This window comes from Pseudomonas sp. DR 5-09, from assembly GCF_001655595.1.
In the GTDB taxonomy this organism is placed as follows: Bacteria; Pseudomonadota; Gammaproteobacteria; order Pseudomonadales; family Pseudomonadaceae; genus Aquipseudomonas; species Aquipseudomonas pharyngis.
This window is the reverse complement of the sequence record NZ_CP011566.1, coordinates 1,504,095-1,530,666: the sequence shown is the minus strand read 5'-3', so window position 1 is coordinate 1,530,666 and position 26,572 is coordinate 1,504,095. Positions and strand designations below refer to the sequence as shown.

At 62.7% G+C, this 26,572-nt stretch carries 26 protein-coding genes and 1 riboswitch; of the genes, 18 read left to right on the top strand and 8 right to left on the bottom strand.

The window, feature by feature from the left end; translation table 11 throughout:
• The first annotated feature begins 44 nt into the window (after nt 1-44).
• Nucleotides 45-1,661, top strand: a complete 1,617-nt coding sequence (gene nadB, locus PDR5_RS06900; RefSeq protein WP_064594112.1) for an L-aspartate oxidase — start codon at nt 45-47, stop codon at nt 1,659-1,661.
• Here the strand turns inward: nadB and PDR5_RS06895 are convergent.
• Nucleotides 1,630-2,082 carry a protein YgfX gene (locus tag PDR5_RS06895; RefSeq protein WP_064594109.1) on the bottom strand — a complete coding sequence of 151 codons (453 nt, stop codon included), beginning with the start codon at nt 2,080-2,082 and terminating at the stop codon, nt 1,630-1,632. The genes nadB and PDR5_RS06895 overlap by 32 nt on opposite strands.
• Nucleotides 2,066-2,320, bottom strand: coding sequence for an FAD assembly factor SdhE (locus PDR5_RS06890; protein WP_007957989.1), 255 nt, complete (start codon nt 2,318-2,320; stop codon nt 2,066-2,068). Before PDR5_RS06890 ends, PDR5_RS06895 begins: the two co-directional genes overlap by 17 nt.
• 149 nt (nt 2,321-2,469) lie before the next feature.
• Here PDR5_RS06890 and ygfZ point away from each other — a divergent pair, with 149 nt between their 5' ends.
• Both ygfZ and PDR5_RS06880 read left to right on the top strand, forming a co-directional pair.
• Nucleotides 2,470-3,411, top strand: a complete 942-nt coding sequence (gene ygfZ, locus PDR5_RS06885; protein ID WP_064594108.1) for a CAF17-like 4Fe-4S cluster assembly/insertion protein YgfZ — start codon at nt 2,470-2,472, stop codon at nt 3,409-3,411.
• Nucleotides 3,412-3,446: 35 nt separating this feature from the next.
• Nucleotides 3,447-4,268 (top strand): HDOD domain-containing protein, encoded by an 822-nt coding sequence (locus tag PDR5_RS06880; protein ID WP_064594107.1) that lies wholly within the window; start codon nt 3,447-3,449, stop codon nt 4,266-4,268.
• On the opposite strand, the gene PDR5_RS06875 is transcribed toward PDR5_RS06880, so the two are convergent.
• From PDR5_RS06875 to PDR5_RS29620, 3 genes are all read right to left on the bottom strand, one after another.
• The gene (locus PDR5_RS06875) at nt 4,262-5,653 is read right to left on the bottom strand and encodes a sensor histidine kinase (RefSeq protein WP_064594105.1); all 1,392 of its coding nucleotides are present in this window, start codon (nt 5,651-5,653) and stop codon (nt 4,262-4,264) included. The two genes, PDR5_RS06880 and PDR5_RS06875, sit on opposite strands and share 7 nt — an antisense overlap.
• Nucleotides 5,646-6,317: a response regulator gene (locus PDR5_RS06870; protein WP_007957980.1), complete on the bottom strand. Its 672-nt coding sequence runs from the start codon at nt 6,315-6,317 to the stop codon at nt 5,646-5,648. Before PDR5_RS06870 ends, PDR5_RS06875 begins: the two co-directional genes overlap by 8 nt.
• A gap of 125 nt (nt 6,318-6,442) precedes the next feature.
• Nucleotides 6,443-6,769, bottom strand: a complete 327-nt coding sequence (locus tag PDR5_RS29620) for a hypothetical protein (protein ID WP_156669310.1) — start codon at nt 6,767-6,769, stop codon at nt 6,443-6,445.
• On the opposite strand from PDR5_RS29620, the gene PDR5_RS06865 reads away from it, so the two are divergent.
• From PDR5_RS06865 to PDR5_RS06850, 4 genes are read left to right on the top strand one after another with little or no spacing between them, the layout of a single operon-like run.
• Entirely contained in the window at nt 6,768-7,745 is a 978-nt protein-coding gene (locus PDR5_RS06865; protein WP_039772690.1) for a Bug family tripartite tricarboxylate transporter substrate binding protein, read from the top strand. The genes PDR5_RS29620 and PDR5_RS06865 overlap by 2 nt on opposite strands.
• Nucleotides 7,746-7,801: 56 nt before the next feature.
• Nucleotides 7,802-8,260, top strand: a complete 459-nt coding sequence (locus tag PDR5_RS06860; RefSeq protein ID WP_039772692.1) for a tripartite tricarboxylate transporter TctB family protein — start codon at nt 7,802-7,804, stop codon at nt 8,258-8,260.
• A 1-nt stretch (nt 8,261) separates the two neighbouring features.
• Nucleotides 8,262-9,776, top strand: a complete 1,515-nt coding sequence (locus tag PDR5_RS06855) for a tripartite tricarboxylate transporter permease (RefSeq protein WP_064594103.1) — start codon at nt 8,262-8,264, stop codon at nt 9,774-9,776.
• Nucleotides 9,769-10,800 (top strand): AbrB family transcriptional regulator, encoded by a 1,032-nt coding sequence (locus PDR5_RS06850; protein ID WP_064594101.1) that lies wholly within the window; start codon nt 9,769-9,771, stop codon nt 10,798-10,800. The genes PDR5_RS06855 and PDR5_RS06850 overlap by 8 nt, the downstream gene beginning before the upstream one ends.
• Before the next feature lie 3 nt (nt 10,801-10,803).
• Here the strand turns inward: PDR5_RS06850 and ung are convergent, their stop codons facing one another.
• A complete protein-coding gene (ung, locus tag PDR5_RS06845; RefSeq protein WP_064384152.1) occupies nt 10,804-11,499 on the bottom strand; it encodes a uracil-DNA glycosylase in 696 nt (231 codons plus the stop codon).
• A gap of 132 nt (nt 11,500-11,631) precedes the next feature.
• On the opposite strand from ung, the gene PDR5_RS06840 reads away from it, so the two are divergent.
• Nucleotides 11,632-12,744 (top strand): enoyl-CoA hydratase/isomerase family protein, encoded by a 1,113-nt coding sequence (locus PDR5_RS06840; protein ID WP_064594099.1) that lies wholly within the window; start codon nt 11,632-11,634, stop codon nt 12,742-12,744.
• A 50-nt stretch (nt 12,745-12,794) separates the two neighbouring features.
• On the opposite strand, the gene PDR5_RS06835 is transcribed toward PDR5_RS06840, so the two are convergent.
• Together PDR5_RS06835 and PDR5_RS06830 are read right to left on the bottom strand one after the other, a co-directional pair.
• The gene (locus tag PDR5_RS06835) at nt 12,795-13,196 is read right to left on the bottom strand and encodes a hypothetical protein (RefSeq protein WP_064594097.1); all 402 of its coding nucleotides are present in this window, start codon (nt 13,194-13,196) and stop codon (nt 12,795-12,797) included.
• Nucleotides 13,197-13,374: 178 nt separating this feature from the next.
• Nucleotides 13,375-13,638 carry a hypothetical protein gene (locus PDR5_RS06830; protein WP_064594095.1) on the bottom strand — a complete coding sequence of 88 codons (264 nt, stop codon included), beginning with the start codon at nt 13,636-13,638 and terminating at the stop codon, nt 13,375-13,377.
• A 283-nt stretch (nt 13,639-13,921) separates the two neighbouring features.
• Nucleotides 13,922-14,022: riboswitch (guanidine-I (ykkC/yxkD leader) on the top strand.
• A 63-nt stretch (nt 14,023-14,085) separates the two neighbouring features.
• On the opposite strand from PDR5_RS06830, the gene PDR5_RS06825 reads away from it, so the two are divergent.
• The 10 genes from PDR5_RS06825 (at nt 14,086) to PDR5_RS06780 (ending at nt 26,478) form a co-directional block, all read left to right on the top strand.
• Nucleotides 14,086-15,153: a putative urea ABC transporter substrate-binding protein gene (locus PDR5_RS06825; RefSeq protein ID WP_064594093.1), complete on the top strand. Its 1,068-nt coding sequence runs from the start codon at nt 14,086-14,088 to the stop codon at nt 15,151-15,153.
• 18 nt (nt 15,154-15,171) lie between these two features.
• Complete coding sequence (locus PDR5_RS06820) at nt 15,172-15,987, top strand: ABC transporter permease (RefSeq protein ID WP_064594091.1); 816 nt, start codon at nt 15,172-15,174, stop codon at nt 15,985-15,987.
• Nucleotides 15,984-16,772: an ABC transporter ATP-binding protein gene (locus PDR5_RS06815; protein ID WP_064594089.1), complete on the top strand. Its 789-nt coding sequence runs from the start codon at nt 15,984-15,986 to the stop codon at nt 16,770-16,772. Before PDR5_RS06820 ends, PDR5_RS06815 begins: the two co-directional genes overlap by 4 nt.
• A gap of 13 nt (nt 16,773-16,785) precedes the next feature.
• Nucleotides 16,786-17,511: an urea amidolyase associated protein UAAP1 gene (locus PDR5_RS06810; protein WP_064594082.1), complete on the top strand. Its 726-nt coding sequence runs from the start codon at nt 16,786-16,788 to the stop codon at nt 17,509-17,511.
• A gap of 11 nt (nt 17,512-17,522) precedes the next feature.
• Nucleotides 17,523-18,164 (top strand): urea amidolyase associated protein UAAP2, encoded by a 642-nt coding sequence (locus tag PDR5_RS06805; protein ID WP_064594080.1) that lies wholly within the window; start codon nt 17,523-17,525, stop codon nt 18,162-18,164.
• 280 nt (nt 18,165-18,444) lie between these two features.
• Nucleotides 18,445-22,077: an urea carboxylase gene (uca, locus tag PDR5_RS06800; protein ID WP_064594078.1), complete on the top strand. Its 3,633-nt coding sequence runs from the start codon at nt 18,445-18,447 to the stop codon at nt 22,075-22,077.
• A gap of 24 nt (nt 22,078-22,101) precedes the next feature.
• Nucleotides 22,102-23,874, top strand: a complete 1,773-nt coding sequence (atzF, locus tag PDR5_RS06795) for an allophanate hydrolase (protein ID WP_064594076.1) — start codon at nt 22,102-22,104, stop codon at nt 23,872-23,874.
• A gap of 167 nt (nt 23,875-24,041) precedes the next feature.
• Nucleotides 24,042-25,529 carry a sensor domain-containing diguanylate cyclase gene (locus PDR5_RS06790; protein WP_064594074.1) on the top strand — a complete coding sequence of 496 codons (1,488 nt, stop codon included), beginning with the start codon at nt 24,042-24,044 and terminating at the stop codon, nt 25,527-25,529.
• Entirely contained in the window at nt 25,522-25,752 is a 231-nt protein-coding gene (locus PDR5_RS06785) for a cysteine-rich CWC family protein (RefSeq protein WP_064594069.1), read from the top strand. The genes PDR5_RS06790 and PDR5_RS06785 overlap by 8 nt, the downstream gene beginning before the upstream one ends.
• Nucleotides 25,753-25,785: 33 nt before the next feature.
• Complete coding sequence (locus PDR5_RS06780; RefSeq protein WP_064600709.1) at nt 25,786-26,478, top strand: pseudouridine synthase; 693 nt, start codon at nt 25,786-25,788, stop codon at nt 26,476-26,478.
• Nucleotides 26,479-26,572: the final 94 nt, after the last annotated feature.

The following is a 26,572-nucleotide window of genomic DNA, read 5'->3' as shown; positions in this document are numbered from 1 at the left end:
CCTGCGCCAACCCCGACCCGGGTCGCTTTGAGCGGAATCCTGAAATGAGCCAACAGTTTCAACACGATGTCCTGGTGATTGGCAGCGGCGCTGCCGGTTTGAGTCTCGCGCTGACCCTGCCCGGTCACTTGCGCATCGCCGTACTGAGCAAAGGCGACCTCGCCAACGGCTCGACCTATTGGGCCCAGGGTGGCGTCGCGGCCGTGCTGGACGACACCGACACCGTCGAATCCCATGTCGATGACACCTTGAATGCCGGCGGCGGCCTGTGCCACGAAGACGCGGTGCGTTTCACCGTCGAGCACAGCAAGGAAGCAATCCAGTGGTTGATCGATCAAGGCGTACCCTTCACTCGCGACGATCAGTCCGGCACTGAAGACGGCGGTTTCGAATTTCACCTGACCCGCGAAGGCGGCCACAGCCATCGCCGCATCATCCACGCCGCCGACGCCACCGGCGCCGCGATTTTCACGACCCTGCTGGCCCAGGCCAAAGAACGCCCGAACATCGAGTTGCTCGAACAGCGGGTAGCGGTCGATCTGATTACCGAGCGCCGGCTGGGGCTGGAGGGCGAACGTTGCCTGGGCGCCTACGTGCTCAACCGCAAAACCGGCGAAGTCGATACCTTCGGCGCACGCTTCGTGATCCTGGCGTCCGGCGGCGCTGCCAAAGTCTATCTATATACAAGCAACCCCGACGGCGCCTGCGGTGATGGCATCGCCATGGCGTGGCGTTCGGGCTGCCGGGTGGCGAACCTGGAGTTCAACCAGTTCCACCCCACCTGCCTCTATCATCCGCAAGCCAAGAGTTTTCTGGTAACTGAAGCTCTGCGTGGCGAAGGCGCCCATTTGAAGCTGCCGAATGGCGAACGCTTCATGCAGCGCTTCGACTCACGTGCAGAACTGGCGCCACGGGACATCGTCGCCCGCGCCATTGACCATGAGATGAAGCGTCTGGGTGTCGATTGCGTCTACCTCGACATCAGCCACAAACCCGAAGCCTTCATCAAATCGCACTTCCCGACCGTCTACGAGCGCTGCCTCGGATTCGGCATCGACATCACCAAACAACCGATCCCGGTCGTCCCGGCCGCGCATTACACCTGCGGCGGCGTGATGGTCGATCAACAGGGCCGCACCGATGTGCCCGGCCTGTACGCCATCGGCGAAACCAGCTTCACCGGCCTGCACGGTGCCAACCGCATGGCCAGCAACTCGCTGCTCGAATGCTTCGTCTACGCCCGCTCGGCAGCGGCGGACATTCTCGAGCAACTTCCCGATGTGGCGATTCCACACGCCCTGCCGGCCTGGGACGCCAGCCAGGTGACCGACTCCGACGAAGACGTGATCATCGCCCACAACTGGGACGAATTGCGGCGTTTCATGTGGGACTACGTGGGCATCGTGCGCACCAACAAGCGCCTGCAACGGGCACAGCATCGGGTGCGTCTGCTGCTGGACGAAATCGACGAGTTCTACAGCAACTATAAAGTCAGTCGCGATCTGATCGAGCTGCGCAACCTGGCGCAAGTGGCGGAACTGATGATCCGTTCCGCCATGGAACGCAAGGAAAGCCGAGGCCTGCATTACACCCTCGACTACCCGAACCTGCTGCCCGAAGCGCTCGACACTATTCTGGTGCCGCCCACCTACGCCGGCTGAACTTCAGGCGAACCCGCAGGCGCCGGTGCAGATCCGCCGCCTGCGCATCCCGCGGCACGCAGATCGATCTGACTCGCCGCTCACCACGCAATCGAAAGCGCAGCACCACGATCAGCGGCAGCGCCAGGCTGTCCGGACGCAATTGCACCGCTTGCCAGCCATCGGCCCGGTTCCATAATTGCCAGCCATCGGCGTCCCGGCGCAATCGGCAAAATGCCTTGGGATGACTCAGCAGAATCTGCCGTGGCAACACCCAGGCCGCATGACCGAGACACGCGAACGCCCCGAGCAAAACGGTCCAGAACGGAATCGACAATAGAAACAGAGAACCCAGCGCGAATGCCTGGGCCAACAGATACGCCGCCAGCAACTGCCGTGAGGCATGCCAGCGGCACTCGAACGTATTACTTGGGCTGGACACGGTCCAGAATCATGCGAACCATGCGTTGCAGCTCGGGATCTTCCGATTCGCTGCGCTCCATGAACCAACCGAACATGTCCTGATCCTCGCACTCGAGCAGGCGGACATACAGCGCGCGATCCACCTCGTTCAGATTGGCGTAGACCTCTTTCACGAACGGCACCAGCAACACGTCGAGTTCCAGCATGCCGCGACGGCTGTGCCAAAAGAGGCGATTCAGTTCAACTTGTTCGACCATGGAGCCCTCCTCAAATAGGCCGCAAGTATACAGGCCCGAAGCGGCCCGAACAGTCGGCTTTGGTCGGGCACCATAGATCCTTTATGAACTACCCATTTCAACACCACCCCCTTATGATGTGCCCCAGTCTATTTACCCTGCGATGACCCATGGCCGATTCTGCTTTTTTCTGCACCCTGTCTCATGAAGGCGTTCTCGCGGTTCGCGGCGCGGATGCCGGCAAATTCCTGCAAGGCCAGTTGACCTGCAACATCAATTACCTGAGCGATACCCAGGCCAGCCTCGGCGCCCGCTGCACGCAGAAAGGCCGGATGCAGTCGAGCTTCCGCATCGTGCTGGAAGGCGACGGCGTGCTGCTGGCGATGGCGAGTGAACTGCTGGAGCCGCAACTGGCGGACCTGAAAAAGTACGCAGTGTTCTCCAAATCGAAACTGACCGACGAAAGCGCCTCCTGGGTGCGCTTCGGCCTCGATCATGGCGATGCGGTCCTGAGCAGTCTGGGCCTGGAACTGCCGGCAGAAACCGACAGCGTGGCCCGCCACGAAGGGCTGATCGCAATTCGCGTCTCCCCGAACCGTGCCGAACTCTGGGTGCCCGCCGATCAGGCCGACACCATCAAAGGCAAACTGTCCGCGCAATTGAGCGAGGGCGAACTCAATCAATGGCTGCTGGGCCAGATTCGCGCCGGGATCGGTCAGGTCATGCCGAGCACCCGCGAGCTGTTCATCCCGCAGATGCTCAATCTGCAGGCCGTCGGCGGCGTGAGCTTCAAGAAAGGCTGCTACACCGGCCAGGAAATCGTCGCGCGCATGCAATACCTGGGCAAACTCAAGCGTCGCCTGTATCGCGTGCAACTGGACGCCGCTGACCTGCCGGAGCCCGGCACCGCGCTGTTCGCCCCGAGCCACGGCAGTTCCATCGGCGAAGTGGTGCTGGCCGCCCGTACCGAAAAGAATATTGAACTGCTGGCGGTGTTGCAGGCCGAAGCTGCCGAAGCGGGCGACTTGCATCTGGGCTCGGCCGAAGGTCCGGCGCTGCACTTGCTCGACCTGCCATACGAACTGGATCGCGACCGCGAAATCCAGCGTTGATCGCAGCATTTGTTGCAACACCCTAGAGAAACGACATGAGTGAGCTGGCGGATAAGGTCCAACAGGATTTGGTTGAGGCCATCGATAACGATGACCTGGTTCTGCCAACGTTACCGGAAGTGGCCCTGCAGATTCGCAAGGCCGCGGAAGATCCGGACATCAGCGTCAGCGACCTGAGCAAAGTGATCGGCCGTGACACGGCGCTGTCGGCGCGTCTGATCAAAGTGGTCAACAGCCCACTGCTGCGCGCCACCCAGGAAGTCACCGACCTGCACACCGCCATCACCCGGCTCGGCGTCAACTACAGCAGCAACCTGGCGATCGGTCTGGTGATGGAGCAGATCTTCCACGCCCGCTCCGACGTGGTCGAACAGAAGATGCGCGAAGTCTGGCGCAAGAGCCTGGAGATCGCCGGCGTCAGCTACGCCCTGTGCCGCCGTTACACCCAGCTCAAGCCCGATCAGGCTGCGCTCGGTGGACTGGTTCATCAGATCGGCGTGCTGCCGATCCTGACGTATGCCGAAGACCACTACGAATTGCTGTCCGATCCGGTCAGCCTCAACCATGTGATCGATCACATTCACCCGTTGCTCGGCGACAAATTGCTGCGGGTCTGGGAGTTTCCGGAGCGCCTGGTGGAGCTGCCGGGGCTGTATCAGGACCTCAAGCGCGAATCGCAGCAGATCGATTATGTCGACATCGTGCAAGTGGCCAGCCTGTATTGCCACAAGGACACCAACCATCCGTTGGCCCGCATCGATCCATTCAGCGTGCCAGCATTCCGCAAGCTCGGCATCGATCCGGAAAACAAGGCGCTGTGCGCCGATCTGGAAGAATCGCGGTCGATGTTCTACTGATCACCGGCGACAAAACTCACCCGTACCTTCAAACCCGCCTGCTCACCATCGTGCAGACTGATCTGCGCCAGATGCGCGCGGCAGATTTCCCCGACAATCGCCAACCCCAGCCCGGAACCGGCCACCTGCTGGTTGCGCCGGTAAAAACGCTCGAAAACCCGATCCCGCTCTTCGAGCGGAATGCCCGGCCCATCGTCTTCAACCTCCAGCACCGCCGGCGCCCTGACCCGCAGAATCACGTTGCCGCCCGGCGGCGTGTGGGCCAGCGCGTTGTCCACCAGATTGCTCAGCAACTCGTTGAGCAATGTCGGCTCGCCACGCAGCCATACCGGCTCGTCCGCTTCCAGCGCCAGCGCGACACCCCGCGCATGGGCCAGTGGAGCCATGGCCATGCCCAGTTCTCGCGCCAACTGACTCAGATCGAGCAACTGCGCACCGCCCTCGGCAATCGCCCGGGCGCCGTTTTCCACTCGAGCCAGCGACAGCAATTGATTGGCCAGATGGGTCAGGCGATCCGTGCTTTGTGCCGAGGATTCCAGCGTTTCGCGCCAGGTCTGCGGCTCGTTCGAGCGCAAGCCCAGTTCAAGTCGCGCCTTGAGCGCCGCCAGTGGCGTGCGCAGCTCATGGGCTGCATCGGCGATGAATTGCGCCTGCCGCTCGAACTGGCCACGCAGGCGTTCGGTGAAATGGTTGAGCGCACGCACCAGCGGCGACAACTCATGCTGGACTTCCACCAGCGGCAACGGACGCAAGTCGTCAGGCTGGCGCTCTTCCACTGCCGTGCGCAGACGTTCGATCGGCCGCAACGCAGCGCTTACCGCAAACCACACCAGCAACAACGCGCCAATCGCCAGCATCCCCAGCCGCAGCAAGGTATCTGCCGCCAGACTGCGGGCCATGCTGACGCGCGCCTCATCGGTTTCGGCAACGCGGATTTCAGCCATGCCGTTCATGTTCGGCTCGCTGACCGCTTTTAGCAGGCTGACCACACGCACGTTCTGGCCCTGATATTTCGCGTCGTAAAACCGCGCCAGGGCGGGATAACTGTCGGTTCTTGGTGTGCCCGGCGGCGGGCCCGGCAGGTTTTCGTAGCCGGAAATCAACTTCTGGTTGATGTCGTTGACCTGGTAATAGATGCGCCCGGCGCTGTCGTAAGCAAAGGTATCGAGCGCCACGTATGGCACGTCGGCACTGAGACTGCCATCGCGCTGCGACAGACCGGCGGCGATGGTCCGCGCCGAGGCCAGCAGCGTGCGGTCGTAGGCGGTGTCAGCGGCCTCGCGACCGTTCCAGTACGCACTCAATCCGCTGGCGAGCATCAACACCACCAGCAGCAGCGCGAGGTTCCACAGCAACCGCCAGCGCAGGCTGCTGGGCTTATGCATCGCGGCTTTCCAGCAAATAGCCCAGACCGCGAAACGTCACGATGGCCACCGAATGGCCGTCGAGCTTCTTGCGCAGGCGGTGCACGTAGATTTCGATGGCATCGGGGCTGGCCTCTTCGTCGAGACCGAACACCTGCGCAGCCAGTTGCTCCTTGCTCATCACTCGACCCGGACGGGCGATCAGCGCTTCGAGCACCGCTTGTTCGCGAGAAGTCAGCGTCAGCAATTCATCGCCGAGGGTGAAGCGTCGGGTGTCGAGGTCATAGGCCAGCACACCGCAGCGCTGCTGACGTTCGCCGCCAAGCACACTGCGGCGCAGCAACGCCTTGACCCGAGCTTCGAGCTCGGTGAGTTCGAACGGCTTGGCCAGGTAGTCATCGGCGCCGAGATTGAGCCCATGGACCCGATCCTTGACGTCACTGCGGGCCGTCAGCATCAGCACCGGCAGGTTCTTGCCCCGGGCCCGCAGGCGCGCCAACACCTCAAAACCGTCCATGCGTGGCAGGCCGACATCAAGGATCGCCACCGCGTATTCCTCGCTGCCCAGGGCCAGGTCGGCAGCCACGCCGTCGTGCAAGACGTCCACGGTCAGACCGGTGCTCTTGAGCGCCTGGGCGACGCTTTCGGCCAGCGGCAAATGGTCTTCGACGAGCAGGACACGCATGGATCTCTACCTCATTCAGGGATGGCCGACGCCATTCTTTGCGGCGGAGTTTACAGCCGCAACCGCCACTGTGAAGCCCGAAAACACGCGAAAGAATACTGAAAGGTTAGCGAAAGGTTGGGCCGTTAGAGTCGTTTCACCGAAGGTCCCGACTGCCGACCTTCGCCGTTTTGCCTGTTCATACACCGTAGTTTCAAACCGTAGCTCTCGAAAAACGCCTCGATGCGTTTTCGCCAATAAGAACAATAACGAGGTACTGCACCATGCTGTCCATACAGCTTCAGGTTGACCCGTTTCATTCTTCCTTTCGAATTTCCCCGTTTTCGCTTGTCAGCGCCATCGTCGGCTGCGCGGCGTTCAACCCCTCCGGGTCTGAGCCTGTTAGCCTGCGCGCGCGAAACCGCCGCACCTGAAACATCCCCAAAAACAACAACTCCCGTGGAGACACTCATGAACCGATCCCTGCGCCGTTTCGCCCTCGCTGCCGGTTGCGTGCTGTTCGCCGGCCAACTGATGGCCGAACCGAAACGCCCCGAATGCATTGCCCCGGCCTCCCCCGGTGGCGGTTTCGACCTGACCTGCAAACTGGCGCAAAGCGCGCTGGTCAATGAAAAACTGCTGACCAAACCGATGCGCGTGACCTACATGCCCGGTGGCGTCGGTGCGGTGGCGTACAACGCCGTTGTGGCGCAGCGTCCGGCCGATGCCGGCACGCTGGTGGCGTGGTCCAGCGGTTCGCTGTTGAACCTGGCCCAGGGCAAGTTCGGTCGGTTCGATGAAACCAACGTGCGCTGGCTGGCCGCGGTCGGCACCAGCTACGGCGCCATCGCGGTGAAAAGCGATTCGCCCTACAAAACCCTCGATGATCTCGTGCAGGCGCTGAAGAAAGATCCGAGTTCCGTGGTCATTGGCTCCGGCGGTACCGTCGGCAGCCAGGACTGGATGCAGACTGCACTGATCGCCAAAGCCGCCGGGATCAACCCGCGCGACCTGCGCTACGTCGCCCTCGAAGGGGGCGGCGAGATCGCCACCGCCCTGCTCGGCGGTCATATCCAGGTCGGCAGTACCGACATTTCCGACTCCATGCCGCATATCCAGAGCGGCGACATGCGCCTGCTGGCCGTGTTTGCCGAGAAACGCCTGGACGAGCCGGAAATGAAGGACATTCCTACCGCGCGCGAACAAGGCTACGACATCGTCTGGCCGGTGGTGCGCGGTTTCTACCTCGGGCCAAAAGTCAGCGATGAAGACTACGCCTGGTGGAAAGACTCCTTCGACAAACTGCTGGCCTCCGACGACTTCGCCAAGCTGCGCGATCAGCGTGAACTGTTCCCGTTCGCCATGACCGGTCCCGAGCTGGACACCTACGTCAAGAAACAGGTGGCGGACTACAAGGTGCTGGCCAAAGAGTTCGGCCTGATTCAGTGATCGTCTCTGTCTAGCGTCCATGGCCCTCTCGCCGGGGCCATGGCAGGAGTTCCCTCATGCTTATTCAACGCATTTTTGCCTCGGTGCTGTTGCTGGCCTGTGCCGGCCTGGCACTGATGGCGTGGCCGTATCAGGCGGCTTTTTCCTACGAACCGGTGGGCCCTCGGGCGTTTCCATTGCTGATGCTCGGCCTGATGGGCCTGGCGCTGCTGTACATGGTGTTCCGCCCGGCGCCGATCAAACACAGCGAGGACGAACCGCCGCTGGATCGCGAAACCCTGACCAAGATCGCAATCTGCGTCGCCCTGCTGCTGGTGTTCGCCGGTTTGTTCGAACCGCTGGGCTTCATCCTCAGCAGCATTCTGATCGGCATCCCGATGGCGCGCCTGTATGGCGGGCGCTGGGTGCCCAGCGTCATTGTCACGACGCTGATGGCGATTGGTTTGTACGTGTTGTTCGACCGCGTGATGGACGTACCGCTGCCCCTCGGCCTGCTCGACGTTCTGGAGAACTGATATGGATACTCTCGGTTATTTGGGTCAGGGCTTCGGCGTCGCGCTGAGTCCGTACAACCTGGTCACGGCCCTGACCGGCACGTTGATCGGCACCGTGGTCGGGTTGTTGCCGGGCCTGGGCCCGATCAATGGTGTGGCGTTGCTGATCCCGATCGCGTTCGCCCTCGGACTGCCGCCGGAATCTGCCCTGATCCTGCTGGCGGCGGTCTATCTGGGCTGCGAATACGGCGGCCGGATCAGCTCGATCCTGCTGAACATTCCGGGCGAAGCCTCCACCGTGATGACCACCCTCGACGGTTACCCGATGGCCCGCAAAGGCCTGGCCGGCGTGGCATTGTCGTTGTCGGCATGGAGTTCGTTCATCGGCGCCTTCATCGCCACCTGCGGCATGGTGCTGTTCGCCCCGCTGCTGGCGAAATGGGCGATTGCCTTCGGTCCGGCGGAATACTTCGTGTTGATGGTGTTCGCGATTGTCTGTCTCGGCGGCATGGCCGGTGACCGACCGCTGAAGACTTTCATTGCGGCGTTGATCGGCCTGTTCCTGTCCAGCATCGGCATCGACGCCAACAGCGGCGTTTACCGTTTCACCGGCGACAACATTCACCTGACTGACGGCATTCAGTTCGTGGTGCTGGTACTGGGCCTGTTCTCGGTCAGCGAAATCCTCCTGCTGCTGGAAAAAACCCATCGCGGCCAGGAAGCGGTGAAAGCCACCGGGCGGATGATGTTCAACTTCAAGGAAGCAGCGTCGGTGTTCGTGGTGAACATCCGTTGCGGCCTGCTCGGTTTCATCATGGGCGTGTTGCCGGGTGCCGGCGCGACCCTGGCCAGCGCCGTGGCCTACATGACCGAAAAACGCATCGCCGGTGCCAGCGGCAAGTTTGGTCAGGGCGACGCCCGCGGCCTCGCTGCGCCGGAAACCGCCATCGGTGCCTCCGCTTGCGGCGCGCTGGTGCCGATGCTGACCCTCGGCGTTCCGGGTTCGGGCACCACGGCGGTGATGATCGGCGCGCTGTCGCTGTACAACATCACCCCCGGCCCGCTGCTGTTCCAGCAACAGCCGGACATCGTCTGGGGCCTGATCGCTTCGCTGTTCATCGCCAACATCATGCTGGTGATCCTGAACATCCCGATGATCCGCATCTTCACCCGTATCCTCGCCGTGCCGAACTGGGCTCTGGTGCCGGTCATCGCGATCATCACCGGGATCGGTGTGTACGCCGTACACGCGACCACATTCGACCTGTTCCTGATGGTCGGCATCGGCATCTTCGGCTACATCCTGCGCAAACTGGATTTCCCGCTGTCGCCAGTCCTGCTGGGGTTCATCCTCGGCGGGCTGATGGAGCAGAACCTGCGCCGGGCGCTGTCGATTTCCAACGGTGCGCTGGAAATCCTCTGGTCGAGTCCGATCACCTTCGGCGTCTGGGTGTTGACTGCCATCATGTTGCTGATGCCGCTGCTGCGCATCTGGCGCAAACGCTCGGCCGCGCAACGCGCCGTTGCCGATGTCTGATCGGCTCTCCCTCAAAACCTGGTGGGGAACCCCGCTGGTCGGTCTGCTTGGCGGTTACATCGCCAGCCAGATCGGCTGGCCGCTGCCGTGGATGGTCGGCTCGTTGCTGGCGATCATCCTGGTGCGCTGCCTGACCCCGTGGCAATTGACCGAAATCCCTGGCGGCCGCAAGTGCGGCCAGTGGATCGTCGGAATCGGTATTGGCCTGCACTTCACCCCGCTGGTGATGGAGCAGGTGCTCGGCCACTTCGGTCTGATCTTCTTCGGCGCGCTGGTCACCAGCCTCTCGGCGGTGGTCGGCGTGTGGCTGATGCGCCGCACCGGCGAGGATCGCGCCACGGCATTTTTCTCCAGCATGCCCGGCGGCTCCGGGGAAATGGTCAACCTCGGCGCCCGCAACGGCGCGCTGCTCAGCCATGTCGCGGCCGGGCAGAGTCTGCGGGTGTTGGTGGTGGTGTTGTGTGTTCCGGCGGCGTTCAAGTATCTGCTGGGTGACGGCACCCCGATTTCACACGCCGGCAGCGTCGATTGGCGCTGGCTGGCGGTTCTTTTTCCGGCGGGTGGCTTGCTCGCCTGGCTCTGGCAACGTCTGCGTCAACCCAACCCTTGGCTGTTCGGTCCGCTGCTGGTCAGCGCGGCGGTGAGCATCGGCTGGGACCTGCACATCGGCCTGCCCAATGGCGGCAGCCAGATCGGCCAGTGGTTGATCGGCAGTGGGCTGGGTTGTCACTTCAACCGCCAGTTCTTCCGCCGCGCGCCATCGTTCATGGGGCGCACGTTGATCGGCACGGCGCTGACCATGTTGATCGCGACACTGGCGGCGTTGGGATTGAGTGCGCTGACCCATCTGGACCTGCGCTCGCTGACGTTGGGCATGATGCCCGGCGGGATCGCCGAGATGAGTCTGACGGCAGAGACCCTGCAACTGTCGGTGCCGCTGGTGACGGCAATGCAGGTGATGCGGCTGCTGTTCGTGTTGTTTCTGGCGGAACCGTTGTTCAAATACTGGAACCGCCAGCCCTGAACGTCAGACCACCGACGGCAGGCGCCACTCGATCGGCGCTTCGCCGTTCTGCTCCAGGAATTTGTTGGTGCGGCTGAAGTGCCCGCAACCGAGAAAGCCGCGATAGGCCGACAGCGGCGACGGGTGCACCGAGGTCAGTACCAGATGTTTGGTGGCATCGATCAGCTTCTGCTTGCTCTGCGCATGGGCGCCCCAGAGCATGAACACCAGATGCGGCTGTTTCTGGCTGACCACTTCAATGATCCGATCCGTGAAGAACTGCCAGCCCTTGTCCTTGTGCGCATTGGCGTTGGCGCGTTCGACGGTCATGGTGGTGTTGAGCATCAGCACACCCTGATCGGCCCAGCTCTGCAGATAGCCGTGATTGGGGATGTCGATGTTCAGGTCGCGCTTCAACTCTTTATAGATGTTGACCAACGATGGCGGCGCCGGCACGCCCGGTTGCACCGAGAAGCACAAGCCGTGGGCCTGGCCCGGGCCGTGGTACGGATCCTGGCCGAGAATGACCACTTTCACCTTGTCCAGCGGCGTCGAGTTCAACGCGTTGAAGATCATCGGTCCCGGCGGATAGATTTCCTTGCCGGCCGCCCGCTCCTGCTGCAGAAAAGTGCGCAACTCTGCCATGTAGGGCTGGTCGAATTCGGCACGCAGTGCCTCCTTCCAGCTCGGTTCGAGTTTGATACGGTCGTCAGCAGTCATGGTCATACCCGGCAAAAACAATGGGGCGAACCCTAGGAAAGCCGACCACGCTTGTCAATTGATCTGACGCAGATCCGGCACTTTCCCACACAGCGATCATACTGATCGTTCAAATTCCCGATCGAGGTCACGATGAATCTGCACTTCGAAGAACTCACCGGCACCGACGGCGCGCGCATCGGCGTGGCCACGCTGGATGCCGAAAAGTCGCTCAATGCGCTGTCCCTGCCGATGATCCACGCCCTGAGCGACAAACTGAACGCCTGGGCCAAGGATCCACAAATCGTCTGCGTGCTGCTGCGCGGCAACGGCGCCAAGGCGTTCTGCGCCGGCGGCGAAGTCCGCAGCCTGGTGGAAGCCTGCCGGGCCCATCCCGGTGAGGTGCCGCCGCTGGCCGCCCAGTTTTTCAACGCTGAATACCACCTGGACTACAGCCTGCACACCTATCCGAAACCGTTGATCTGCTGGGGACACGGATATGTGCTGGGCGGTGGCATGGGCCTCTTGCAAGGCGCGAGCATTCGGATCGTCACGCCGAGCAGTCGTCTGGCGATGCCGGAAATCAGCATCGGCCTGTACCCGGATGTCGGCGCCAGTTGGTTCCTCTCGCGGCTGCCGGGCAAGCTCGGTTTGTTCCTTGGCTTGACCGGCGCGCACATGAACGCTCGCGATGCGATTGATCTGGACCTGGCCGACCGCTTTCTGCTCGACGAACAGCAGCAGGAACTGATCGACGGTTTGTTGCAGCTGAATTGGCAGGAACAAACCGCGATGCAGCTCAACAGTCTGTTCAAGGCGTTGCAGCAGGAAGCCGTGGCGCAGATGCCTGAGGCGCAATGGCTGCCGCGTCGGCAGCAGATCGATGAATGGCTGGATGTCAGCGACGTGGTCTGCGCCTGGAAAGCCATCAGCCTGCATCGCGACAGCAGCGACCCGTTGATTGCCCGTGCCGCGAAAACCATGAGCGAAGGTTCGCCACTGACCGCGCATCTGGTCTGGGAACAGATCATCCGCGCCCGCCACATGTCGCTGGCCGAAGTCTTTCAGATGGAATACACCCTGAGCCTCAATTGCTGCCGGCATCCGGAATTCAGCGAAGGGGTTCGGGCACGGCTGATCGACAAGGATCAAAAACCGCACTGGCACTGGCCGGACATCGCCCGGGTGCCGGACGCGGTGGTCGACGCGCACTTTCACAAGGTGTGGGAGGGGCGGCATCCGTTGGCGGATCTCTCCAGTTACTGAAATCCGGGCACAAAAAAAGCGGCGCTCAATGCGCCGCTTTTTTGCGGGGGTTACCAGCGGTTACCGTGTCGGTTGTAATCGCCACGTCCACTGTGACGGTCGTAGTTGCCACGACCCCGGCGGTCATCCCAGCCACCGCGACGGTGGTCGTCCCAGCGTCCGCGATCATGACCGTGCCAGCGACGGTTCTCGTAGTAGCGCGGGGCCGGTTGGTAGTAACGAGGCGCCGAGTAATAGCGTGGAGCCGGTTGGTAATAGCGTGGTGCAGGCTGGTAGTAGCGCGGCGCCGAATAATACGTGCTGCCGCCGGTGTAATAGGTGCCACCGCTGTAATACGAAGGTGCCTGCGATGTGTAGACCTCTGAGCTGTAGTAGCCATCTCCGTAGGAATAAGGGACGCATCCGCCAAGGGAAAAAAGCATCACGGTAAACAGAAGAATTCGGCGATACATGGCGGCCTCCTGGACCGCGGGTAGCCACACCAGCGACGCTGGCAGGCGTCAGTCTTTCATTCGGCGACTGACGAAATATCTGACAGCGATTTCGGCATCCGGTGCGTTTCTGCAACAACTTGAAACAAGTGATTGATGAAACCTTGTTCATGCAGAAACGCCGTCATTCAGCCGCTGATTAGTGGTGCCCACCGTGGTATCCGCCGCCGTGATGACCCCGTCCGTAACCGCCGCGATAGCCATGGCCGCCGTAGTAATAGCGGGCGCCACCGTAGTAACGCGGGCCGTAATAACCACCGTAGTAATAGGGCGAGTAATAGCCGGGATAGTAATAGGGCGTGGAGTAAACATCGTAGCCGCCGGCGTAGTAGTAACAGCCGGACAGCCCTAGACCGAGCACTGCTCCCAGCAGCACCCGACGCAGCAATTTTGAAATACGCATGGCGGCCTCCTGAAAGACCTGTGACAGCAGTCGGCACAGACCGGCTGACATCAGATTTGACTGGCTGACCGCTACCGAGTGCCCAACCCTCAGGGGCATCGGATCAGCGGCAGCGGACGCTGCATGACGGTGCAACCGCGCACCAACACAAAGCGCCCACAGGCGTTCGCCATCCGCCGTAACGTCACGAAAGCCCGTAACAGAGCGCCCGACCCGACTTGGCACGCCTCTCGCTTTAGCAAACCCGTGCAGGAGTCATCACAGGTTCGCGGCACCACAATTTGCAATGGCTGACTAGGGTTCCGGCTCGCATCTGCGAGTGACTGGTCCGAGAGTTGGCGACCTCCAGTTGAGGTTACACGGCGGGACAAAAGCCCGGGAGACAAGCCACCGTTCGCGGTGCCGCGTTGCCTTCCTGTCCGCCCTCGATCAACTGGAGAAGCCACCATGTCCCGACTACGTTTGCCCGCCCTGCTCGCCGCCGCGTTCGCCGCGTTTATCAGCACTCAATCCCCCGCCGCGCAGAAAGACCACTTCAGTGTCTGCTGGACGATCTACGCCGGCTGGATGCCATGGGAATACGCCGGCAGCCAGGGCATCGTCGACAAATGGGCGAAGAAGTACGGGATCAAGATTGATGTCGTGCAACTCAACGATTACGTCGAGTCGATCAACCAGTACACCGCCGGCCAGTTCGATGGCTGCACCATGACCAACATGGATGCCCTCACCATTCCGGCCGCTGGCGGCGTCGACAGCACCGCGCTGATCGTCAGCGACTTTTCCAACGGCAACGACGGCATCGTCCTCAAGGGCGAAGGCAAGAAAGTCGCCGACCTCAAGGGCATGGACGTCAACCTGGTCGAACTGTCGGTTTCCCACTACCTGCTGGCCCGCGCGCTGGACTCGGTCGATCTGACCGAAAAAGACCTGAAAGTGGTCAACACCTCCGACGCCGACATTTCCGCCGCCTTCAACACCGAACAGGTCAACGCCGTCACCACCTGGAACCCGATGCTTTCGGACATCAAGGCCAAACCCGGGGTGACCGAAGTCTTCAACTCCAGCCAGATCCCCGGCGAAATCATGGACATGATGGTGGTCAACAGCGCCACCCTCAAAGACAACCCGGCCCTGGGCAAGGCACTGACCGGCGCGTGGTTCGAAGTGGTCGAGTTGATGAACGCCAAGAACGCTGCGAGCAAAGCCGCGCTGGAGCACATGGCCAAAGCCTCGGGCACCGACCTGGCCGGATTCCAGGCGCAACTGGACACCACCAAACTCTTCGCCACACCGAAAGAAGCCCTGGCGTTCGCCACCAGCAAGCAACTGCCGGAAACCATGCGCAGGGTTGCCGAGTTCTCGTTCCAGCACGGTTTGCTCGGTGAAGGCGCGAAAGACACCAGCGCGGTCGGCATGGCGTTCGCCAACGGCGTGACCAGCGGCGACACCGGCAACCTCAAGCTGCGTTTCGATCCGACCTACGTGCAGATGGCCGCTGACGCCAAGCTGTAAGCCACGGAGGATTTGGCCATGCGCCTGATCAATCGCCACCCGGATCGCCCGAGTCGCCTGTTGCTGGTGATCCTGCCGTTCGCCCTGGTGCTGTTCGCCTATTTCATGGGCTCGGCCGAGCGCCTGGCGGACAATCCCAACAACAAACTGCTGCCCAGCGCGGTGCAGATGACCGACGCGGTGAAACGCCTGGCGTTCAATGCCGACAGCCGCACCGGTGAATACCTGTTGTGGCAGGACACCGCGTCGAGCCTGCGACGCTTGGCCATCGGCCTCGGCATCGCGGCACTGGCCGGGTTATGCCTGGGCATGGCCGCCGGCACTCTGCCGCTGTTCGGCGCACCGTTGTCGCCGATGCTGACGGTGCTGTCGATGGTGCCGCCGCTGGCAATCCTGCCGATCCTGTTCATCGTCTTCGGCCTCGGCGAACTGTCGAAAGTGATGCTGATCGTGATCGGTATCACCCCGGCTCTGGCCCGAGATCTGGAACAGCGGGCCCGGGACATCCCCGTCGAACTGCTGATCAAGGCCCAGACCCTCGGCGCCTCGACCTGGACATTGATGCTGCGTGTGGTGCTGCCGCAACTGTTGCCGCGTCTGCTGATCTCGCTGCGGCTGATGCTCGGTTCGGCGTGGCTGTTCCTGATCGCCGCCGAAGCCATCGCCTCCACCGACGGTCTGGGCTACCGGATTTTCCTCGTGCGCCGCTACCTGGCGATGGACGTGATCCTGCCGTACGTGGTGTGGATCACCCTGCTCGCCTGGCTGATGGATTGGGGCCTCAAATACCTGACCCGTCGGGCATTCCCCTGGTATGAGGGGGCCGCCAAATGAGCTTCATCACGGTGAAAAACGTCTGGCAGCAATACGCCGACCAAGTGGTGCTCGAAGGCTTGAACCTCAACGTCAACGAGGGCGAGTTCTGCACGCTGGTCGGTGCTTCGGGCTGCGGAAAGTCAACCTTCCTGCGCCTGCTGCTGGGGCAGGAAACTGCCAGTCGCGGCGAGATTCTGCTCGACGGCCAGCCGCTGGCCCGAGAGCCGGATGCCAGCCGTGGCGTGGTGTTCCAGCGTTACTCGGTATTCCCGCATCTGAGCGTGCTGGACAACGTTGCGATCGGCCTGGAATTGCCGCGCGCTCCGCTGCTCGGGCGCTTGTTCGGAAGCGCGAAAAAAGACGCCCGCGAACAGGCCTCGGCGCTGCTGCACAAAGTCGGCCTCGGCCATGCGCTGGACAAGTACCCCGCGCAGCTCTCCGGCGGCATGCAACAGCGGCTGGCGATCGCCCAGGCGCTGATCATGAAACCGCGGGTGTTGCTGCTCGACGAACCGTTCGGCGCGCTCGATCCGGGCATTCGCAAGGACATGCACGCGCTGCTGCTGGAGCTGTGGCGCGAAACGCAACTGACCGTGTTCATGGTCACCCACGACCTGTCCGAAGGTTTCAGCCTCGGCACCCGCCTGCTGGTGTTCGACAAGGTGCGCCTCGACCCGCACGCCCCCGGCGCCTATGGCGCCCGCATCACCTACGACATCCCTTTGAACAGCGACCGTCGCGCCCAACGCGCCGCCGTCGACGCCCTGCCCGCCGCGTTGGCCGGCACGCTTCGTATTGCCTGAGAGGACTGCTCCCATGACTGATTCGACCCAACTGTTTCCACCCTTCGCCGAAGAAACCCTGCCCGGTGGCGGTCACCGTTCCTTCGTCCTTAAACGCGGCCAGTTGCTGCGCCTGACCGACCTGCGCGGCGGTGCCAACGTCAGCCTGACCCTGCTCAACGCCAACGAAAAAACCGAGCGCCTGAACCTGCCCGACAGCCTCAAGTGCCAACACACCGCCAAGCTCACCACCGGACATTGCCTGTACTCGGACATGGGTCGGGTGCTGGCGGCAATCACCGCCGACACCTGCGGCTGGAGCGACAGCCTCGGCGGTGTGCTGTGCGCTGAAGAGGTCGCGGAAAAATACGGCCAGGGCCGCTATCAGGAACTGCGCAACGGCTTCTTTCGCAACGGCACCGACAACCTGCTGGTAGAACTGGGCAAGTGGGGCTTGGGCATGTCCGACCTGCTGATGACCCTCAACCTGTTCAGCCGGGTCAACGTCGATGAAGCCGGGCGCTTCCATTTCGTCGAAGGCCATTCGAAGGCCGGCGACTACATCGAGCTGTACGCGCCAATGGACACCCTCGTCGTCCTCACTGCCCTGCAACACCCGATGGATCCGTCGCCCGACTACGCGCCAAAACCGCTGAAGCTGAGCTGGATGAACGCCGACGCCAGCGTCGCCGAGCACTGCCGCACCTCGCGCCCGGAGAACGAGCGCGGCTTTATCAACACCGACCGTTTGTTCGCCTGAGGATCATCGCCATGTCAGTTGCTATCGCCACTTCGCAAAAACAACCCGACGCTGCGGTGTACCGCGCCACCATCCCGGCCGGCGAACCTTGGCTGATGGAGGTCAAGGCCGGCCAGACCCTGCGCATCCTCGACCTTGAGGGCAACCAGGCGGTCGATACGCTGTTCTACAGCCTCGCCAATCCCCGCGAGCGCTACGATGTGCAACGCACTTTGCGCCGGCAGAACAGCGTGTACCTGAGCACCGGCAGCGTTTTGTATTCCAACCTTGGCAAACCGATGCTGACCATCATCGCCGACACCTGCGGCCGCCACGACACCCTCGGCGGCGCCTGCGCGCAGGAGAGCAACACCGTGCGCTACGCCCTGGAAAAACGCTACATGCACAGCTGCCGCGATAACTACCTGCGTGCCTGCGCCCACGACGGGCGCCTGGGCAAAGGTGACATCGGGCCGAACATCAATTTCTTCATGAACGTGCCCGTGACCGCCGACGGCGGCCTGACCTTCGAGGACGGCATTTCCGCCCCCGGCAAATACGTCGACCTGCGCGCCGAGATGGACGTGATCGTGCTGATCTCCAACTGCCCGCAACTGAACAACCCGTGCAACGCCTACAACCCGACACCTGCGGAGCTACTGGTATGGAACTGACATTCGCCCGTCTGCGCCGTTGGCTTTTCGCCCTGTGCCAGGCCCGTTCCGGCCAGTGTCTGAAATCCCCAAAACACCCCTGAACCCTGTGGGAGCTGGCTTGCCAGCGATGGCGTCGGCACAGCCAACATTGATGATGACTGACACATCGCCATCGCGGGCAGGCCCGCTCCCACAAGGTCAATGGTGACTTTCGAAATTGTGATTTTGCCGTCGGGGACGACCCCGGCGCTCATCGAAAAACTGCGGGACGGCCCGCATCCCCTTCAGGGGTTTTGCCATGTTCGAAAAAGTCCTGATTGCCAACCGTGGCGCGATTGCCTGCCGCATTCTGCGCACCTTGCGTGAACTGCACGTCGAAGGCGTCGCGGTGTACTCCGAAGCCGATGCCGCCAGCCTGCACATCCTGCAAGCGGACGAAGCCCACAGCCTCGGTGAAGGCGCAGCGGCCGGCACTTATCTGGCCGTCGAAAAGATCCTCGCCATCGCCAAAGCCACTGGCGCCACAGCGATCCATCCCGGCTACGGCTTCCTCTCGGAAAACGCCGCGTTCGCCGAAGCCTGCGCAAACCATGGCATTGCCTTCATCGGCCCGACTCCGGAACAGCTGCGGGTGTTTGGCCTCAAGCACACCGCCCGCGCGCTGGCCAAACAGCACGGCGTGCCGATGCTCGAAGGCACCGAACTGCTCGACAGCCTCGACGCCGCGCTGATTGCCGGCGCGCACGTCGGTTATCCGGTGATGCTCAAAAGCACCGCCGGTGGCGGTGGCATCGGCATGCGCGTGTGCCGTAACGCCAGCGAACTGAGCGAGTCGTTCGAGGCGGTGAAGCGCCTCGGGCAGAACAACTTCAGCGACGCCGGGGTCTTCATCGAGAAGTACATCCAGCGTGCGCGGCATCTGGAGGTTCAGGTGTTCGGCGACGGCCATGGCGAAGTGATCGCCCTTGGCGTGCGCGACTGCTCGGTGCAGCGGCGCAACCAGAAAGTCCTCGAGGAAACCCCGGCACCGAACCTGCCCGACGGCATGGCGGATGAGCTGTGCGCGGCGGCGATCAAACTGGCCAAAGCAGTGAATTACCGCAGCGCAGGCACCGTCGAATTCGTCTTCGACAGCGATGCACAGCGCTTCTATTTTCTGGAAGTGAACACCCGGCTGCAGGTCGAACACGGCGTCACCGAACAGGTGTGGGGCGTTGATCTGGTGCGCTGGATGGTCGAGTTGGCGGCGGGAGATCTGCCGCAGCTGAGCGAGTTGTTTGAAAGCCTGAAACCGCAAGGCCACGCGATTCAGGCACGGCTGTATGCGGAGGATCCGGGGCGAGATTTCCAGCCGAGTCCGGGGCTGTTGACCGCTGTGGAGTTTCCTGCGGCCAACGGCATTCAACTGCGCATCGACACCTGGGTCGAGGCCGGTTGCGAGATCCCGCCCTACTTCGATCCGATGATCGCCAAAGTCATCAGCTGGGCGCCGACCCGCGAACAGGCCCGCGCCGAACTGCACCAGGCCCTCGGCGACAGCCTGCTGTACGGCGTGGAAACCAATCGCGACTACCTGCGGCAGATTCTGCTCGATGCGCCGTTTGCCAGCGGCGAGCCGTGGACCCGTTGCCTGGAAGGCCTGGTGTACCGGGCCAACACCTTCGAAGTGCTGAGCGCCGGCACCCAGACCAGCGTCCAGGACTACCCCGGTCGCCTCGGTTACTGGGCGGTCGGCGTGCCACCTTCGGGGCCGATGGACAGCCGCGCGTTGCGTCTGGGCAATCGCTTGCTGGGCAATGCCGAAGGCGCGGCGGCACTGGAAATCACCATGAACGGGCCCCTGCTGCGCTTCAATTGCGACGCGGTGGTGGCGGTGACGGGGGCGCCGTTGACGCTGACACTCGACGGCGAAGCGGTGCCGATGAACACCGTGCTGTTGATCGAAGCAGGCAGCCAGTTACATCTCGGCGGTTTGCTCGACGCTGGCGCCCGCAGCTACCTGTGCCTGCGTGGCGGCTTGCAGGTGCCGGACTATCTGGGCAGCAAAAGCACCTTCACCCTTGGTCAGTTCGGCGGTCATGGCGGGCGGGCCTTGCGCGCCGGTGACGTGCTGCATCTGGCTGCCCTGAATGAGCGCAGCGCCGGGCAGACATTAGCCCCCCATCACGTCAGCGAATTACCTGCCGTGCGCCGGATCCGCGTCATCTACGGCCCCCATGGCGCGCCTGAATATTTCACTGAAAACTACATCGGCACCTTTTTCGCCACGCAATGGGAAGTGCATTTCAACTCCAGCCGCACCGGCGTGCGCCTGATCGGGCCGAAACCGGAATGGGTGCGCGCCGACGGCGGCGAGGCCGGGCTGCATCCGTCGAACATCCACGACAATCCCTACGCCATCGGCGCCGTGGACTTCACCGGCGACATGCCGGTAATCCTCGGTCCGGACGGCCCGAGCCTTGGCGGTTTCGTGTGCCCGGTGACGGTGATCGAGGCCGATCTCTGGCAGCTCGGGCAACTGAAGGCCGGGGACAAGGTGCAGTTTGAACCGGTCGATCTCAAGACTGCCCGCAACCTCGCCCTCAATTGGGATACCTGTGGGAGCCGGCTTGCCAGCGATGGGGCCCGAGCAGACACCGCGTCACCTTCATCGCTGGCAGGCCAGCTCCCTCAGGGTCTGGTTTCGCCTGTGGTTCTGGAGTTGGGTCAGGACGACAAGCGGCTGGTCGGGCGTGTGTCCGGCGATACCCATCTGCTGCTGGAAATCGGCGCGCCGGAACTGGATCTGGTCCTGCGCTTTCGCGCCCATGCCCTGATGCAGGCGCTGGAAGGCAAAAACCTGCACGGCGTGATCGACCTGACACCGGGCATTCGTTCGCTGCAGATCCACTACCAGCCCGAACAATTGCCGCTGGCCGATCTGCTCGGCATCGTCGCTGGTGAATGGGATGCGGTGTGCGCCGCCCAGGACTTGCAAGTACCGTCGCGCATCGTCCATCTGCCGCTGTCGTGGGACGATCCGGCCTGCCAGTTGGCGATCGAGAAATACATGACCACCGTGCGCAAGGACGCGCCGTGGTGCCCGAGCAACCTGGAGTTCATTCGCCGCATCAACGACCTGCCGAACCTCGACGAGGTGCAGCGCACGGTGTTCGACGCGAGCTATCTGGTGATGGGCCTCGGTGATGTCTACCTTGGTGCGCCGGTCGCCACCCCGCTCGACCCGCGCCATCGGCTGGTGACCACCAAGTACAACCCGGCACGCACCTGGACCGCCGAGAACTCGGTAGGCATCGGCGGCGCCTACATGTGCGTGTACGGCATGGAGGGCCCCGGCGGTTACCAGTTTGTCGGGCGCACCTTGCAGATGTGGAACCGCTATCGCGAGGTCGCGGCGTTCGACGGCAAACCGTGGCTGCTGCGGTTTTTCGATCAGATCCGTTTCTACCCGGTCAGCGCCGAAGAACTGCTGCGCATCCGCCGCGACTTTCCCCTCGGCCGCTTCGAGCTGAACATCGAACACAGTCAGCTCAACCTCGCCGACTACCAGGCCTTTCTGCAACGCGAAGCCAAGAGCATCGACACTTTCCGGACGCAGCAACAGGGTGCCTTCCAGGCTGAGCGCGAACGCTGGATCGCCAGTGGCCAGGCGCACTTCGACAGCGAAGAAGCCGTGCCGGACAGCAGCGAAGACACACCGCTGACCAGCGGCCAGCAGAGTATCGACAGCCACATTGCCGGCAACCTCTGGCAGGTGCAGGTCGAGGTCGGCAGCCGCGTGGCGGCCGGTGATGTGCTGGTGATTCTGGAGTCGATGAAGATGGAAATCCCCGTCCTCGCGCCCATGGCCGGGGTGGTGCAGGACATTCGCGTGCAGCCGGGATCGGCGGTGCGTGCCGGACAACGGGTCGTGGTGCTGGAACTCGACTGAAACCATTTGCCAAAGGATCAACCCATGAATCTGCAACTCGATGCCCTGCGCCAGGCCTACCGCAATGGCGACACCACACCGCGGCAACTGCTGCTGGCGCTGCGGGACAAAGCGGCGGCGCTGAACCCGGACTATCACCTGTTCATCCACTTGCTCAGCGTCGAAGAATTGGAACCGTATCTGGCCGCCCTCGACGGTCGCGACCTCGACAGCCTGCCGTTGTATGGCGTGCCGTTCGCGATCAAGGACAACATCGACCTCGCCGGCATTCCCACCACCGCCGCGTGCCCGGCGTTCGCCTATGTGCCGGAGCGTTCGGCGACCATCGTCGAGCAACTGCTGGCGCTGGGGGCGATCCCGCTGGGCAAGACCAACCTCGACCAGTTCGCCACCGGCCTCAACGGCAGCCGTTCGCCTTACGGCGCCTGCCCGAACAGCGTGTTGCCGGAGTATCCGTCGGGCGGCTCCAGCGCCGGTTCGTCGCTGGCGGTGGCGCTCGGCGTTGCCAGTTTTGCCCTCGGCACCGACACCGCCGGCTCCGGCCGGGTGCCGGCGGCGCTGAACAACCTGGTGGGGCTGAAAGCCAGCAAAGGCCTGATCTCCACCGCCGGCGTGCTGCCGGCCTGTCGCACGCTCGATTGCGTCACCACGTTCACCGCAACGGCGCGGGAAGCCAGTCAGCTACTGGCACTGACCGCGCGCCTCGATCCACGGGACGAATACAGCCGCAGTAATCCGTCATGGAACGACGGCACCGCGTTCGGTGTGCCACGGCCGTTTCGCTTCGGTGTACCGCGTGCGCAAGACCTGGAATTTTTCGGCTGTGAGGAAGGCCCGCTGCTGTTCGGCGATGCCATCGACCGGCTCAAGGCTGCGGGGGGTGAGGCTGTCGAGCTAGACCTGTCGCCGTTCCTCGAAGCGGCGCGGTTGCTCTATGAAGGGCCCTGGGTGGCCGAGCGCTACAGCGTGGCCGGCGAGTTGATGGAAGAAAATCCCGCAGCAGTGCTGCCGGTGATCCGCGCGGTGCTGGCCAAAGCACCGGCCGTCAGCGGCGTGCAGACGTTCCGTGCGCAATACCGCCTGCAAGCGCTGAAAGCCGTTTGCGATAAAGCGCTGGAAGGACTCGACTGCGTGCTCACGCCCACTATCGGCCGCCCGGTGACGCTGGCGGAACTCGACGCCGAACCGGTGCTGCGCAATTCCGAACTGGGCTACTACACCAACTTCATGAACCTGCTTGATTACGCCGCCGTCGCCGTGCCCAGCGGTTTCATGGACAACGGGCTGCCGTGGGGTGTGACGCTGTTTGGCCGGGCGTTTACCGATCAGTATCTGCTGGGAGTGGCCGATGCCTTGCAGCGCCAGCAGGATCGCGCGCTGCCGACGCCGAACAACCCGGCGCGCCATGACCGTGCACGACTGGTGGTCTGCGGTGCGCACCTGGACGGGCTGGCCCTGAACTGGCAACTGCGTCAGCGCGACGCACGCCTGATCGAGGCCACCTACAGCTCGAAGGACTACAAACTCTATGCCCTGGCCGGCGGCCCACCGTTGCGTCCGGGGATGCTGCGCGTGGCCGAAGGTGGCGTGGCCATCGAGGTGGAAGTCTGGGAATTGCCGAGCCGTGAGCTGGGCTCGTTCCTGACCGGCATCCCGGCGCCGCTGGGTCTGGGCAAGGTACAACTGGCGGACGGCCGCTGGGAGAGCGGATTCATCTGCGAACCCTACGGCCTGGAAGGTGCAACCGACATCAGCCATTTGGGTGGGTGGCGAGCATATCTGCAAACCGGAAACTGATCCGAACACCGCCCCCTCTCGTTCCGGGAGGGGGCTGGATGAGTGAGCCATTCTCCAGACACCCCTGCCCGGCTGATCCCCCCGCATTTCAGGCACAAATCCCGCAGTCTTTTCCCCGCCGTGCCACTAGAATGCTGCCCATCGGGTCACTGTCAACGGAATTGCCAATGCCGCTCAGATCTGCGTTTCACTCCCAACGTTCGCTGGTACTGACCCTGATCGCCCTGCTCGGCGCAGGTTTCCTCGCCACCTCGCTGCTCAGCTACTACGCCTCACGGGCGTCGATCCGCGACAACATCGTCAACACCGAACTGCCGCTGACCTCCGACACGGTGTACTCGGAAATCCAGAAAGACCTCGTCAGACCGATCCTGATTTCCTCGATGATGTCCCGCGACACCTTCATGCGCGACTGGGTGGTGAACGGCGAAAAAGACAGCGACCAGATGACCCGCTACCTCGACGAGGTCATGACCCACTACGGCGCCTACACCGCGTTTTTCGTCTCCAACAGCACCCACACTTACTACCACGCCAAAGGTGTGCTCAAGCAGGTAAAGATCGACGAGCCGCGCGACGCCTGGTACTTCCGCGTGCGCGACATGAAGGATCCGTACGAGATCAATGTCGACCCGGACCTGGCCAACAAAGACAACATGACCTTCTTCATCAACTACAAGGTCTACGACTACAACGATCGCTTCATCGGAGCCGCTGGCGTGGGGCTGACAGTGGATGCGGTGATCAAGCTGATCGACAAGTACCAGCAGCGCTATCAACGCAGTGTTTACTTCGTCGACACCTTCGGCCGACTGGTACTGACCGGCGCCGAGGGCGGACCGGAAGGGGCGCGGGTCGGGAAAAGCCTGACCGACCTCGACAGCATGAAAAGCCTGGTCAGCCAGCTGCCCAAACCCCACAGCGGCAGCTACGAATATTCCACCCACGGCCAGGGGCATTTCCTCAACGTGCGGTTCATTCCGGAGCTGAACTGGTACCTGTTTGTCGACAAACGCGAAGACGGCGCGCTGAGCGAAATCCGCCAGTCGCTGTACCTCAACCTGCTGATCTGCCTGCTGGTGACGTTGATCGTGCTGGCCCTGGTCAACCGCTTGATCCGCCGCTATCAGGAAAAGATCCACGCCCAGGCCACCCTCGACAGCCTCACCGAACTGCCCAACCGCCGCGGCTTCGACCTGCTCGCCGTGCAAGCGCTGCACGAAGCGCACCGTGAGCCGAAACCGCTGACCGCGCTGCTGCTGGATCTGGACCACTTCAAGGCTTTGAACGACACCTACGGGCACATGGCCGGCGATCAGGTGCTGATCGGGTTCGCCCGGGACCTGCAAAGTTGTCTGCGGCATTCCGATATCGTCTGCCGTTGGGGCGGTGAGGAATTTATCGTGCTGCTGAAGGACACCGACGGCGAAACCGGTCAGAAGATTGCCGAGAAGATCCGCCAGCACGTCGAACAGCATGAATATGCCTACAACGGTCACACCCTGAATCTGAACGTCAGCATCGGCGCCACCACCCTGCAACCGGATGACACCTTGCACAGTCTGCTGTCCCGGGCCGATCATGCGATGTACCGGGCCAAACAGACCGGCCGCAACCGCACCTGCGTGGAAATGCCTCACTCGACCTATGCCTGACGCCAAGAACACACCTGACCTCTGCCCGGCCTGCGGCGCCCGCAACGACTGCACCCTGGCCGACCCGCGCACCGCCGACCGCGCCTGCTGGTGCTACGGCGTATCCATCGATCCGGCAGTGCTCGAAGCCCTGCCGCCGGAACTGCGCGACAAGTCCTGCCTGTGCCCGCGCTGCGCCCAGGTCGAGGCGCAACTGCAAGCGGCCAGGCCGTCGATCCCGTAAGATGCGCGCCCCGCTTCCTGCCGATTGCTGATCATGCGTGTCGACCGTTTCCTGAGTAACCTGCCCCGCTACAACCGCAAGCAGGTTCGCCTGTTGCTGGTGGAAAAGCGCGTGCGCATTGACGGAAAAGTCGTCAGCGATCCCCACAGCGAAGTCCTTGAGTTCAGCCGTGTGGAGGTCGACGACGAAGTGCTGCAACCCGGCAAACCGGCGCGCTACTTCATGCTGTACAAACCGCAGGGCTGCGTCAGCGCCACCCGCGATCCCGAGCATCCGACCGTGCTCGACCTGATCCACGAGCCGGACAAAGACGACCTGCACATCGCCGGGCGGCTGGATTTCAACACCACCGGGCTGATGTTGATCACCAATGACGGCAGCTGGTCGCGGCGCCTGACCCAGCCGCAGACCAAACTGCCGAAGGTCTATTACGTCGAGACCGAACAGGAGATCGGCCCGGAATATGCGATCAAGTTCGCCGAGGGGATCTACTTCGCCTTCGAAGACCTGACCACCCAACCGGCGCAGCTGCAAGTGCTCGGCCCGCGAACTGCGCGGTTGAGCATCGTCGAAGGTCGTTACCATCAGGTGAAGCGCATGTTCGGCCACTTCAACAACAAAGTGCTGCGCCTGCACCGCGAATCCATGGGCCCGCTGCCGCTCGATCACGCGCTAAAACCGGGCGAGTACCGCGCTTTGCGCACCGAAGAGATTCATTTGTTCTAAGCAGCCGACCGCTCAGCAGAAGTTGTCGAACAATTTACCAACGGCACTTGCGCGATCCGGATCCCCCTGCTTGAATCAGGTCGTCGGCCAAATT

What these genes read in the sequence shown, in the direction of transcription:
- nadB (WP_064594112.1), top strand. Translation starts at nt 45, where the DNA reads ATGAGCCAACAGTTTCAACACGATGTCCTGGTGATTGGCAGCGGCGCT.
- PDR5_RS06890 (WP_007957989.1), bottom strand. Translation starts at nt 2,320, where the DNA reads ATGGTCGAACAAGTTGAACTGAATCGCCTCTTTTGGCACAGCCGTCGC.
- ygfZ (WP_064594108.1), top strand. Translation starts at nt 2,470, where the DNA reads ATGGCCGATTCTGCTTTTTTCTGCACCCTGTCTCATGAAGGCGTTCTC.
- PDR5_RS06880 (WP_064594107.1), top strand. Translation starts at nt 3,447, where the DNA reads ATGAGTGAGCTGGCGGATAAGGTCCAACAGGATTTGGTTGAGGCCATC.
- PDR5_RS06875 (WP_064594105.1), bottom strand. Translation starts at nt 5,653, where the DNA reads ATGCATAAGCCCAGCAGCCTGCGCTGGCGGTTGCTGTGGAACCTCGCG.
- PDR5_RS06870 (WP_007957980.1), bottom strand. Translation starts at nt 6,317, where the DNA reads ATGCGTGTCCTGCTCGTCGAAGACCATTTGCCGCTGGCCGAAAGCGTC.
- PDR5_RS06865 (WP_039772690.1), top strand. Translation starts at nt 6,768, where the DNA reads ATGAACCGATCCCTGCGCCGTTTCGCCCTCGCTGCCGGTTGCGTGCTG.
- PDR5_RS29620 (WP_156669310.1), bottom strand. Translation starts at nt 6,769, where the DNA reads ATGAGTGTCTCCACGGGAGTTGTTGTTTTTGGGGATGTTTCAGGTGCG.
- PDR5_RS06860 (WP_039772692.1), top strand. Translation starts at nt 7,802, where the DNA reads ATGCTTATTCAACGCATTTTTGCCTCGGTGCTGTTGCTGGCCTGTGCC.
- PDR5_RS06855 (WP_064594103.1), top strand. Translation starts at nt 8,262, where the DNA reads ATGGATACTCTCGGTTATTTGGGTCAGGGCTTCGGCGTCGCGCTGAGT.
- PDR5_RS06850 (WP_064594101.1), top strand. Translation starts at nt 9,769, where the DNA reads ATGTCTGATCGGCTCTCCCTCAAAACCTGGTGGGGAACCCCGCTGGTC.
- ung (WP_064384152.1), bottom strand. Translation starts at nt 11,499, where the DNA reads ATGACTGCTGACGACCGTATCAAACTCGAACCGAGCTGGAAGGAGGCA.
- PDR5_RS06840 (WP_064594099.1), top strand. Translation starts at nt 11,632, where the DNA reads ATGAATCTGCACTTCGAAGAACTCACCGGCACCGACGGCGCGCGCATC.
- PDR5_RS06835 (WP_064594097.1), bottom strand. Translation starts at nt 13,196, where the DNA reads ATGTATCGCCGAATTCTTCTGTTTACCGTGATGCTTTTTTCCCTTGGC.
- PDR5_RS06830 (WP_064594095.1), bottom strand. Translation starts at nt 13,638, where the DNA reads ATGCGTATTTCAAAATTGCTGCGTCGGGTGCTGCTGGGAGCAGTGCTC.
- PDR5_RS06825 (WP_064594093.1), top strand. Translation starts at nt 14,086, where the DNA reads ATGTCCCGACTACGTTTGCCCGCCCTGCTCGCCGCCGCGTTCGCCGCG.
- PDR5_RS06820 (WP_064594091.1), top strand. Translation starts at nt 15,172, where the DNA reads ATGCGCCTGATCAATCGCCACCCGGATCGCCCGAGTCGCCTGTTGCTG.
- PDR5_RS06815 (WP_064594089.1), top strand. Translation starts at nt 15,984, where the DNA reads ATGAGCTTCATCACGGTGAAAAACGTCTGGCAGCAATACGCCGACCAA.
- PDR5_RS06810 (WP_064594082.1), top strand. Translation starts at nt 16,786, where the DNA reads ATGACTGATTCGACCCAACTGTTTCCACCCTTCGCCGAAGAAACCCTG.
- PDR5_RS06805 (WP_064594080.1), top strand. Translation starts at nt 17,523, where the DNA reads ATGTCAGTTGCTATCGCCACTTCGCAAAAACAACCCGACGCTGCGGTG.
- uca (WP_064594078.1), top strand. Translation starts at nt 18,445, where the DNA reads ATGTTCGAAAAAGTCCTGATTGCCAACCGTGGCGCGATTGCCTGCCGC.
- atzF (WP_064594076.1), top strand. Translation starts at nt 22,102, where the DNA reads ATGAATCTGCAACTCGATGCCCTGCGCCAGGCCTACCGCAATGGCGAC.
- PDR5_RS06790 (WP_064594074.1), top strand. Translation starts at nt 24,042, where the DNA reads ATGCCGCTCAGATCTGCGTTTCACTCCCAACGTTCGCTGGTACTGACC.
- PDR5_RS06785 (WP_064594069.1), top strand. Translation starts at nt 25,522, where the DNA reads ATGCCTGACGCCAAGAACACACCTGACCTCTGCCCGGCCTGCGGCGCC.
- PDR5_RS06780 (WP_064600709.1), top strand. Translation starts at nt 25,786, where the DNA reads ATGCGTGTCGACCGTTTCCTGAGTAACCTGCCCCGCTACAACCGCAAG.